At 53.8% G+C, this 9,344-nt stretch carries 10 protein-coding genes and 1 tRNA gene; 7 read left to right on the top strand and 4 right to left on the bottom strand.

The window, feature by feature from the left end:
* Window positions 1-252 precede the first annotated feature (252 nt).
* The 5 genes from AC0QHF_RS10120 to proX all read left to right on the top strand — a co-directional run bounded on the left by AC0QHF_RS10120 (window position 253) and on the right by proX (window position 4,880).
* Window positions 253-861 (top strand): MiaE family protein, encoded by a 609-nt coding sequence (locus AC0QHF_RS10120; protein ID WP_324704083.1) that lies wholly within the window; start codon window positions 253-255, stop codon window positions 859-861.
* 43 nt (window positions 862-904) lie between these two features.
* Entirely contained in the window at window positions 905-1,393 is a 489-nt protein-coding gene (locus tag AC0QHF_RS10115) for a GNAT family N-acetyltransferase (protein WP_324704082.1), read from the top strand.
* A 47-nt stretch (window positions 1,394-1,440) separates the two neighbouring features.
* The gene (locus AC0QHF_RS10110; RefSeq protein ID WP_324704081.1) at window positions 1,441-2,721 is read left to right on the top strand and encodes a serine hydrolase; all 1,281 of its coding nucleotides are present in this window, start codon (window positions 1,441-1,443) and stop codon (window positions 2,719-2,721) included.
* Between the two features lie 156 nt (window positions 2,722-2,877).
* Complete coding sequence (locus AC0QHF_RS10105; protein WP_324704080.1) at window positions 2,878-3,852, top strand: ABC transporter permease; 975 nt, start codon at window positions 2,878-2,880, stop codon at window positions 3,850-3,852.
* On the top strand, window positions 3,852-4,880 hold the full coding sequence (gene proX / locus AC0QHF_RS10100) for a glycine betaine/L-proline ABC transporter substrate-binding protein ProX (RefSeq protein WP_324704079.1): 1,029 nt from the start codon (window positions 3,852-3,854) through the stop codon (window positions 4,878-4,880). Before AC0QHF_RS10105 ends, proX begins: the two co-directional genes overlap by 1 nt.
* Window positions 4,881-5,069: 189 nt before the next feature.
* On the opposite strand, the gene AC0QHF_RS10095 is transcribed toward proX, so the two are convergent.
* The 4 genes from AC0QHF_RS10095 to thyD all read right to left on the bottom strand — a co-directional run bounded on the left by AC0QHF_RS10095 (window position 5,070) and on the right by thyD (window position 8,168).
* Window positions 5,070-5,339 (bottom strand): hypothetical protein, encoded by a 270-nt coding sequence (locus AC0QHF_RS10095; RefSeq protein ID WP_324704078.1) that lies wholly within the window; start codon window positions 5,337-5,339, stop codon window positions 5,070-5,072.
* Between the two features lie 229 nt (window positions 5,340-5,568).
* Window positions 5,569-5,847 (bottom strand): hypothetical protein, encoded by a 279-nt coding sequence (locus AC0QHF_RS10090; RefSeq protein WP_324704077.1) that lies wholly within the window; start codon window positions 5,845-5,847, stop codon window positions 5,569-5,571.
* 45 nt (window positions 5,848-5,892) lie between these two features.
* Entirely contained in the window at window positions 5,893-7,248 is a 1,356-nt protein-coding gene (locus AC0QHF_RS10085) for a DUF697 domain-containing protein (RefSeq protein WP_324704076.1), read from the bottom strand.
* On the bottom strand, window positions 7,248-8,168 hold the full coding sequence (gene thyD, locus AC0QHF_RS10080; RefSeq protein WP_324704075.1) for a thylakoid membrane protein ThyD: 921 nt from the start codon (window positions 8,166-8,168) through the stop codon (window positions 7,248-7,250). Before thyD ends, AC0QHF_RS10085 begins: the two co-directional genes overlap by 1 nt.
* 351 nt (window positions 8,169-8,519) lie before the next feature.
* On the opposite strand from thyD, the gene AC0QHF_RS10075 reads away from it, so the two are divergent.
* Together AC0QHF_RS10075 and AC0QHF_RS10070 are read left to right on the top strand one after the other, a co-directional pair.
* Window positions 8,520-9,068: an NYN domain-containing protein gene (locus AC0QHF_RS10075; protein WP_324704074.1), complete on the top strand. Its 549-nt coding sequence runs from the start codon at window positions 8,520-8,522 to the stop codon at window positions 9,066-9,068.
* Window positions 9,069-9,145: 77 nt separating this feature from the next.
* Window positions 9,146-9,217 (top strand) — tRNA-Asn (locus AC0QHF_RS10070).
* Window positions 9,218-9,344: the final 127 nt, after the last annotated feature.

The raw sequence follows: 9,344 nt of genomic DNA, 5'->3' as shown, positions 1-9,344 counted from the left end.
ACTAACGTTTATTTAGTCATCTTGAGATGACTTTCGCTATGAGCCTTGAAATTGATTTCAAGGCTTTCGGTGGGGACGACGAACCCGCTTGGGAATCAATTCCCAAGCTAATAGCAGAAATCCTCTCAAGAGGATTGAGGGCTGATACATCCTGATAATATAGCACACCAGGTCGGGATCTGCTATGATTGTGATTGACAAGCTGGCGATGTGTAAACATCGACCCTCCGAGATGATTAAATTGGTATTCAGATGACATCCTCCGTTCCCACCTCCCTCCCGAAAATAAAATACTTGAAACGGCCGACCTCTCCGGCTTGGATCGAACAGGCGATCGCGAACCTCGACACGATTTTATTGGACCATTCCCACTGCGAACGCAAAGCCGCCGGGGTGGCGTTAAATTTGATGTTTCGCTACCCTTCGAGTGCCAAATTGGTGCGGATGCTGACGGCGATCGCGCAGGAAGAACTCGAACATTTTGAATTGGTAAATCAGTGGTTGGAACGGCGGGGGATTGCCATGCGATCGCTCCCTGCACCCCCCTACGGCGCGGAGTTGAACCGCCACGTCCGCCGCGACGAACCGGAACGGATGCTGGATTTGCTGTTGGTTTCGGGACTGATCGAAGCGCGCAGCCACGAGCGTTTGGGGTTGCTCTCCCAGCACTGTCCGGAACCGGAATTGGCAAAATTTTATCACGGTCTGATGGCATCCGAGGCGCGGCACTACGGCATTTATTGGGTGTTGGCGACGACCTATTTTGATGTCGATATCGTCACCCGGCGGTTGGAGGAATTGGCGACTATCGAAAGTGACATTCTCTCCACCCTCCATCCCGAACCCAGAATCCACAGTTAAAATTGAGGCGAGTAGAACAGGCATCTTGCCTGTTATGAATAAGATGAACAAACGATATCGAGATTTTATCATCCGTTCCTGGGAAACCGGCGATCGCGATGCCGTCATCCAGTTGATCGCTTCCGTCTTGGCGGAATACGGTTTGGGGTGCGAACCGGAGGGGGCCGATATTGATATCTTTAAAGTGGAGGAATATTATCACGATCGCGGCGGTGAATTTTGGGTTGTGGAAAGCGATCGCACCATCGTCGGGACGGCGGCTTACTATCCCGTCAAACGGGGAAAAAATGCCGTTGAAATTCGGAAAATGTATTTGGTTCCGGAGGTTCGCGGGTTGGGTTTGGGTAAATTTTTGTTAGCCGAATTGGAAGCAGCCATTCAGAATCGGGGATTTTCTGAAATTTGGATCGAAACCGCCAGCGTTTTGAAGGAGGCGGTGCAACTTTACGAACGCCGGGGATATGAAGCGGCGACGGGGGTGGAAACTTTGCGGTGCGATCGCGTCTATAAAAAAGAACTGGTTTCTCTGTAGATGTTATATTAAAAAAAAATGACCGATCCAGCCATTCATTTAAAAACGTGACCCCCCGACAGCCGCCACCCCCCGATCCGGAAGATCCAAAAATTGCCGAACTCGAAGCCAAGTTGAAACGCGCCTATCGGAAAATTCGCAAACTGCGGCGAGAAGTGGCGGAATTGAAAGGAGAGGCGATCGCACCCCGGACGACAGGCAAAAACCGGCGATCGCACCGGCGGAATTCCGAGTTATCCTGGTTGGGAACCTTCCTATTTTTGATTGTGTTGATGGCGGGGGGATTTTGGGTGGCATTTCGATTCGTAAAACCTTATATTTTATCCTCACAGCCGACCGTTAAAACGCCGGTGATTTCCCCCAAGCCGACGGTTTCGCCTCCCCCCCAACCCGCCGCAGCGTCCGAACTCACCTACAACGTCAAAACGCCGCCGCAACTCACCTACAGCAAAGAACTCCAAGCGATCGCGGATGGACTCGTCAACCTCGCCATTTCCCAAAAACTCCCCACCGATAAATTATCGATTTATTTGATTGATATCAACCGGCAATCCTTCGCGGAGTATCGGAGTCAAATTCCCAGATTTCCGGCCAGCGTGACCAAACTTTTTTGGATGGTTGCCGTTTACGCGCAAGTGGAAGCGAACCTGCTGCCGGCGGACACTATCGATTATGATGATACCTGCAAAACCGATTTATGTCAACTCGTCAAACACTCCGATAATGAAGCCGCCAGCCACATTCTCGATCGCCTGACTCGAACCACCTCGACTCCACAAAATGAAAATTTTGAAGATTGGTTGGAACGGCGATATTTCATCAACCGCTTTTTTCGTTCCGCCGGATATCACAATATCGATGTCAGCCAGAAAAACTTCCCGATTGCAGACCTGAAAATGGAAGAACCGGAACGCTGGGATTTGAAAATGCGGGGAAATCCCGAACAACCCATCCGCAATCAAATCAGTGCGGAACAGGCGGGACGGCTGATGTACGAAATTGCCACCCAACGAGCGGTTTCGGAAACCGCCAGCGATCGGATGTTAGACTTGTTGGGACGGGATCTCAATCCGCAAGTCTGGCGGCGGGACGAGAACAACCCGATCGCGGGTTTTTTCGGGGAAGGATTGGTCGATTCCGGGGTTATTTTTGCCTCGAAAGTCGGCTGGACATCCGAATCGAGACAGGAGGTTGCCTACGTGCGATCGCCGGACGGTGAAATCGCCTATATCCTCGTCGTTTTTGGCGACAGTCCCGCCTACAGCAACAACTGGACGATTTTCCCCAGAATATCCCGTTTCGTTTTTGATCGCGTTAAGGTTCGATAGAGGAGGAGAATCCACCATTATCCCCCTTGGAAAGGGGGACTTTCGACTCCCGGACGAAGAATCCACCATTATCCCCCTTGGAAAGGGGGACTTTGATGATCGAACCGTACATCACCCGATTGAGAAAATTCCTAAAGTCAAATTAAAATTAGAATAATGATCGGATTTGATTACATAATTGCCGAAACCGTTTCCGGCTTCGACGCCATTCTCAATCCCTTTGAATTGTATACCCTTCCCCTCGACGACTGGATCGCGATCGCCGTCGAATTTGTCGTCGATAACTTCCGTCCCCTGTTCCAAGCGATCCGAGTTCCGGTCGAATTGGTTCTCAATTCCATCGAATCTTTATTTATCGCCATCCCCCCGCTAATTTTTATCGTCGTTTTGGGTTTGATCACCTGGCAGATCGGCGGACGCGCGATCGCGATTTATGCCATTCTCACCTTGACGTTTATCGGATTCTTGGGAATCTGGAAAGCCGCGATGGTGACATTATCGTTAGTTTTGACGGCGGTGATTTTGTGCGCGATCGTGGGAATTCCGGTGGGAATTTTAGCCGCCAAAAACGATCGCATCGATCGCGGGTTGCGTCCCCTTTTGGACACCATGCAAACCCTCCCCGCCTTCGTCTATCTCGTCCCCGTCGTGATGTTATTCGGAATCGGAAGAGTCCCCGGAACGATCGCGACATTTATCTTCGCCGTCCCTCCACTAATCCGCCTCACAAACTTGGGAATTCGACAGGTTTCTCCGGAAGCCGTCGAAGCCGCGATCGCCTTCGGTTCCACCCCCCGACAAATTTTGTGGAACGTCCAACTTCCCCTCAGCCTCCCCGCCATTCTCACCGGCATGAATCAGGCGATCGTCCTGGCGTTGTCGATGTCCGTGATCGCGTCTATGATCGCCGTGGAGGGACTCGGACAGTTGGTTTTGCAGGGAGTCGGACGCCTGGATGTGGGACTCGCGGCGGTGGGGGGATTGGGAATCGTCCTAATTGCGATCCTCTTAGATCGGATCGCGACGGCGATCGCCGAAAGTGGCGAATCTTGGCGCGATCGCGGTATCATAAAATTGCTCTCTCGCCACCGCAAACGTTCTCAAGACGCGATCAATTATTCATCTCGATAATGCCGATTCAACCCGTCCAAAAATTAACTCAAACTTTTGTCGCGATCGCCGTTTTGGGAAGCGCGATCGCCTGCCAGCCTTCCCCGGAAACCGCCGAAAATCGCTCCCCGGAAACTGTAACCGTCCGTTCGGCTTATGTCGAACTCGAAGGTTTGTTCGTCCAGGAAGTTTTCAATATCGGTTTGGAACGCCTGGGATATCAAACCGCCGATCTCAAACAACTCGATCCGACATTAATTCACGTCGCGATCGGCGATGGAGAATTGGACTTTTTCGCCGGACATTGGGAAACATTGTACGAGGAATTTTTTCAACGCAGCGGCGGCGAGGAAAAATTGGAACGGGTGGGGGTGGTGGTTCCCGACGTTCTCCAAGGCTATCAAATTGACAAAAAAACCGCCGAAGCATACAATATTACCAACCTGGAACAACTGCGAGATCCCGAAATTGCCGCACTGTTCGATTCCGACGGCGACGGGTTGGCGAACCTGACGGGATGCAATCCGGGTTGGGGTTGCGAATTGGCGATCGAACATCACCTCGACAATTACGAATTGCGGGACACGGTGGAACACGATCGCGGCAGTTATTCGGCGTTGCTGGCGGACACCATCACCCGCTACCGCCAGGGAGAATCGGTTTTATACTATACCTGGACTCCCCACTGGTTGGGGACGGTGATGAAGCCGGGAGAGGACGCGATTTGGCTGGAAGTTCCGTTTACTTCCCTCCCCGAAACCCAGGGAGACGTGACGGAAGAGGAGACTTCCATTGGCGGAAAAAATCTCGGTTTTGCGGTGGATAAAATGCGGGTGGTTGCCAATCAAAATTTTATCGACAACAACCCCACCGCCGAACGCTTTTTCGAGTCGGTGGCAATTCCCATCGAAGATATCAACGCGCAAAATCAACTCATCCAACAGGGGGAAGACACGCCGGAAGATATCCGTCGCCACGCGGAAGAGTGGGTTACCGAAAATCAGGAATTATTCGACAGTTGGATCGAGCGATCGCGCGATGAAAATTGACATTCTTCTTTCCAAAGGTTAGAATAATATCAGATCCGGTTATTTGACCGCAAAATCTTCCCAATCATCTTGAGATGATTTGAGCTATTAGCTTTGGAATTGATTCCAAAGCGGTGCAGATATCCAACCCGTTTGCTGTTCCGATCATTCAACCGGATTTGATATCACTCTGTTGCGCTTCAGCGCCATTTATCTCTCCTGAAAATCCGGACAGTCGATCGCACTTTCAGATAAAGCAATTTTCGGCTGCACCGGACATTTGAGGCGGTAATCTTTGGTAAAATAGGTGCAGTTGGCACAGGGGATCTGGTGCATCCGCTTGGCACGCCGGACGGTATCCGCGATCGCCGTTCCCAGATTCCAAACAATCAATAACATCAACCCCCAAGCGACGACAAAGCAAATCGGAACCAAAAAGGGTTGGATCGCCTGAATGAGAATTTGCAACAGTCTCAACACGATTTTTTCCTTCTCGAAATAACGACAATTTCGCCACATCCCCAACCCTCTGCCGAGGGGGACGGTGCGGGATTTGTCCGATCGCCGAAATTACCTTAAAATTGCCTCCCAACTTCAGTTTGAAGTTCGTTTGTATTCCGGGAAGCAACCGGACGGATAGGAAAACGGCGACGGACGGATGATTTATTCAATTGATTAATTGTTTGTCCAATTGTATCACACTTCGGCGCTAATGAAAAGCCCTCAACCGGTCGAGCCGATCCGCCGTTATCATCTCCAGCGCTTTATGCCAACTATCCTGAGTTAGATTGGGGTGAACGTCCGATCGCCGCGCCAATTCTCCCCCCGCCGACGGCACCAACGCGCTGCGATCGCGCTCCGAAATCACCTCTTCCCCCGGACGATATTTTTTCCAATTCAAAAATGCCATAAAATCCCGCAATTCCCGAATTTCTTCCGCCGACATCCGCTCAATTTGGCCGATAATTTCCCGCTTTGACTGTTCCATCTGCTCCGATTCAATCATTACCGAAAATAAAAAAAACCGCTTTTTCTACACTTTAAAATCGTCGAATTCCTGCCGCAACCGATAGATCACCGTGTCGCGATCGCACTGTTCGATGATCTCCTGAATCACCGTATCGATCCCGTATTCCCCCCAAGTGCAGCCCCGTTCCAAATAAATTTGAGCTGCCCGACCCACCATATAAGTGCCGTAACCCGCGATCCCCGCCTGGGCGATCGCCGCCCCCGCGTAGCCGGGAAAATTCGCGACCAACCCCGCCCCCGTCTTGCCAATTCCCAGCAGCAAACCGCCGCCCATTTCCCCCAATAAAAGTCCCCCCGAGCTCAACAAAATTTTCCGCCACAATTCCCCCGCTTCGTAGCTGGTGATCGGCAGGCCGTACAACTTCGCCAAAGACCGGATCAACACCAGGTCGGCAAAAAACGCCCCCGCCACATCCAACACTGCCACCGGATTCACCGCCACCGCCACCGCCTTATATTGGGTGAAGCGCCAGATCAGATTTTCCGCTTCCACCCGCTGCAAGCGGATGCTCTGGTGGGCGATCGCGCGATCGGCCTCCCTGGCTTGCACCAGGGCATTCAGGGCCAAAAGCGATCGCCCCTCCCGGTAAAGAATCGTCGCGATCGCGTCCTTCAACTCCTCCACCTGGGGCGGCGGCGACTCCCATTCCTGAGTAATTGTACCGTCCGGCCACTCCACCCGCACCTGCAACGGCGGCGGTTCCGCCGCAACCCGGACAATTTCCATCGACGACTCCGACAAGTTCGGGTCGCGGGTCGCCAACTTCTGCAAATTCCGATCAATCGCCTCCCGTTCCGGTTCCGGGTAGAGGTCGATTTTATTGAACACCACAATCAAAGGCTTTTGGATGCGTTTCAACGCTTCCAGGGCCTCGTATTCCGTCCGCGTCAGATCCCCCGACACCACGAATAAGATCAGATCCGCCTGGCGGCTGACCTCCCGGGCCATTTCCCCCCGCATCTGGCCGGCCACCTCGTCGAGTCCCGGCGTGTCGATCAACTCGATTTCGATGGGTTCGGTTCCGGCTTCGGCCTCGGGCGAAATGGTCCAGCGCACCGATCGCGGCCACTGCGTCACCCCGTGGGTGGGTCCGGTTTGCAGGACGGATTGACCCAACAGGGCGTTCAACACCGCCGATTTTCCCCGACTCACCAACCCGAAAGCGGCGATCCGGATCAAACCTTGTTCCAACTTTTCGGAATTGGCTTTGAGAATATCCAGTTGTTCCTGAACCGTCGCCTGCAGTTGGGTTCCCGAGGACTTGTGTTGGCGGCGCATTTCGGAATAGCGGCCGATCGCCTGCCGCAAACTGCTGCGGGCGCGGTCGAAATGGGCGTGGGGGCGATCGGAACGGGTCATCAGGCGAGAATCTCCTCCAGGGCTTGTTTCACCGTCGGATACTGATATTCAAAATTGTAAGACCCGGTGCGATCGGGGATCACCTGCTGCCCCTCCAACACCACCTGGGCCGCATCTCCCAACAGGGCTTCCAGGGCGAAACTGGGCACGGGAAGCCAGGAAGGGCGGTGCAGGATTTCGCCCAATTGGTGACAGAGTTCGTTCATGCGGACGGGGTTGGGGGCGGTGGCGTTCAACACCCCCTCCACCGACTCATTTTCCAGGCTGAAGCGGATCAAATCGGTCAAATCGTCCCGGTGAATCCAGGAAAACCACTGCCTGCCGCTGCCCAGGGGTCCCCCGGCAAACAATTTAAACGGCGGGAGCATTTTGCCCAACGCGCCGCCCATGCCCAAAACGATGCCGAAGCGCAGGATCGCCAGGCGGGTTCCGGTGTCTTTCACCCCCTGGGCCGCCGCTTCCCACTCCTGGCAGAGATCGGCGAGGAAATCGTCCCCCGCTGCGCTGCTTTCGTCGAATGTCGCCGTTTCGCTGGTGCCGTAATATCCGATCGCGGAGGTGCTCACCAAAACGCGGGGTTTGGGGTCGGCGCTGTTGATGGCTTCGACGAGTTTTTGGGTTTGCGTCACCCGACTCTCGAACAAAACCCGTTTGCGTTCCGGCGTCCACCGCTCGTCCGCCAGGGGCGCCCCGGCCAGGTTCACCACCCCCTCGCAGCCCGCGATCGCACCCTGCCAGTCCCCCGACTCGGTGGGGGTGTAGCCGACGATTTCCACCTGCGGAAAGTCGGACGCCGGAAACACCCGCCGCCCCCGTTCCGGGTTGCGGGTCAACACGACAATTTGATACCCCCGAGAGTGGAGCGATTCGACCAGACGAGAGCCGACAAATCCGGTCGCCCCTGTGATTGCTACTTTCATGATCCTCTGTTTTGATCGGCGCTGCTTGGAATCCCATCCAAACTGGTATTAGGGGTCGAGAGAGATGTTCCCATCTCCCCCTAGCGGGTAAGGTTCGGATTTCAATCCCGAACGAATCGCACCCCCGGATCAATTCTAGCGTTGCATCCTCTGGCTCCCCCTGATCTCCGCCCTGACAAAGCCCGGCCGTTTCATTCTCGGTTAAACAAGGGGAGGTCGCGCCTTGTCGTGGGAGACGGGGGAAACCGCTGATGGGGACACAGATTGTAATGAACTGTAACGAAAAAAATGTCATGATTGAGGTTGAGCAAACCGAAGTCCATCTAAATGAAAGTATTCTAGTCCCCAGCCATGTCACGTCCTTTAGCGAAGGCTGTCCTTTTGGTAGACGGCTACAATATCATCGGAATTTGGCCCCATTTGCAGCAACAGCGCGATCGCCAAGGGATGGAAGAGGCCCGCAGGCACCTGGTCGAAGCCCTGGTCAACTACAGCGCCTTTGAAGGGCTCGACACCCGCATCATTTTCGATGCCCACTATAATGACACCCCCGCCAGCAGCGAAACGGTGAGCCGCAACCTGTCGATTTACTATACCGATTACGGGCAGACGGCCGACACCTATATCGAAAAATTGTGTGCGTCCTTGGGACGACAACTGCGGTTGGCGCGGCGGCGGTTGCTGGTGGCCACGTCCGATCGCGCCCAACAGTTGACCGTCATTGGCTATGGGGCCGAATGGATGTCGGCGCTACAGTTGGCCGACGCGGTGGAGGCGACGAATTGCACCCGGCGCAGACGGCACAAACCCCAGAAGCGATCGGCGGGGCGGTTCCTGGCCAGTTCCCTGGATGCCGAGTCCCAAAGGCGTTTGGCGATGTTGCGGATGGGCTTGAAATAAATTTTGCCAAAGGGCTTGCAAAGTTGGGAAGTCTACGTTACTATAGGTAACTGTGGCTAATTTAAGTTCACCAACGTTCCTCGGTAGCTCAGCGGTAGAGCGGTCGGCTGTTAACCGATTGGTCGTAGGTTCGAATCCTACCCGGGGAGTTTTCCTTCAATTCATTATCCTGCAACGGTTTACAGCACTTGACTCAAGGCGCTTTGATACTCTGCGGGTTAAAACCACGCAGATTCTTAAGTAATCCAAAGCTGGATTCTCAAAGGCATTATCAAA

It is taken from the genome of Lyngbya sp. CCY1209, assembly GCF_055795065.1.
The sequence above is the reverse complement of the archived record's forward strand: the minus strand, read 5'-3'. Positions and strand labels throughout refer to the sequence as shown.

Bases quoted from the DNA above. Each gene is read 5' to 3' on its own strand.
- AC0QHF_RS10120 (WP_324704083.1), top strand. From the start codon at position 253: ATGACATCCTCCGTTCCCACCTCCCTCCCGAAAATAAAATACTTGAAA.
- AC0QHF_RS10115 (WP_324704082.1), top strand. From the start codon at position 905: ATGAACAAACGATATCGAGATTTTATCATCCGTTCCTGGGAAACCGGC.
- AC0QHF_RS10105 (WP_324704080.1), top strand. From the start codon at position 2,878: ATGATCGGATTTGATTACATAATTGCCGAAACCGTTTCCGGCTTCGAC.
- proX (WP_324704079.1), top strand. From the start codon at position 3,852: ATGCCGATTCAACCCGTCCAAAAATTAACTCAAACTTTTGTCGCGATC.
- AC0QHF_RS10090 (WP_324704077.1), bottom strand. From the start codon at position 5,847: ATGGAACAGTCAAAGCGGGAAATTATCGGCCAAATTGAGCGGATGTCG.
- AC0QHF_RS10085 (WP_324704076.1), bottom strand. From the start codon at position 7,248: ATGACCCGTTCCGATCGCCCCCACGCCCATTTCGACCGCGCCCGCAGC.
- thyD (WP_324704075.1), bottom strand. From the start codon at position 8,168: ATGAAAGTAGCAATCACAGGGGCGACCGGATTTGTCGGCTCTCGTCTG.
- AC0QHF_RS10075 (WP_324704074.1), top strand. From the start codon at position 8,520: ATGTCACGTCCTTTAGCGAAGGCTGTCCTTTTGGTAGACGGCTACAAT.